At 50.0% G+C, this 660-nt stretch carries 1 protein-coding gene; it reads right to left on the minus strand.

The window, feature by feature from the left end; all coding sequences use genetic code 11:
• A partial coding sequence (locus tag FJM51_RS26520) for an RNA-guided endonuclease TnpB family protein (RefSeq protein ID WP_181164743.1) occupies nt 1–660 on the minus strand: 660 nt, incomplete at both ends.

Raw genomic sequence — 660 nt, forward strand, 5'->3', positions numbered from 1 at the left:
TAAAGACTGTGGGATTCTTGGGCTACCCGACCATTGCCGTTGTATTGGACACCATCGGTGTCTGACTCCCAAGCTGACAGCGTATGCCCTACGCCCTTATTTCTTATATTAATAGCAGCGTTCACATCCCTATCAAGGGTGTGACCGTTGGCACAAGTCCATTCCCTGTCCGATAGTTGCAGGTCGGTGTTTCGCCAACCGCAAACCCAGCAGTCCTGAGAAGTATAGTTCGGGACTACCTTCTGGAACTCCCGTCCATACCACCTGGACTTGTACTCTAACATCTGAACGAACTGATACCAGCCAGCATCACTGATACTTTTTGCTAACTTGTGGTTCTTGACCATATGCTGCACTTGCAGCCTCTCAACGACAATCGCTTGGTTCTCACGAATGAACTGAGTCGTTAGCTTGTGGTGGAAGTCTTTGCGAGTATTCCTTACTTTCAGGTGCAACCTGGCAAGTTTTAGGGCAGCCTTTCGTCTGTTGTTGCCACCTTTCTTTTTCCTTGATACTGAACGCTGCACTTTCCTTAACTGGTAGTGGTATCTGTACAGGTGCTTGGGGTTGTCCACCGCCTGCCCATCAGAGGTGACCACGAAGGAGGTGATGCCAACATCCAAACCTACCACGTTGGTTGCCGGCGGTAGCGGTGCTATA

The organism is Amaricoccus solimangrovi, from assembly GCF_006385685.1.
Lineage (GTDB): Bacteria > Pseudomonadota > Alphaproteobacteria > Rhodobacterales > Rhodobacteraceae > Amaricoccus > Amaricoccus solimangrovi.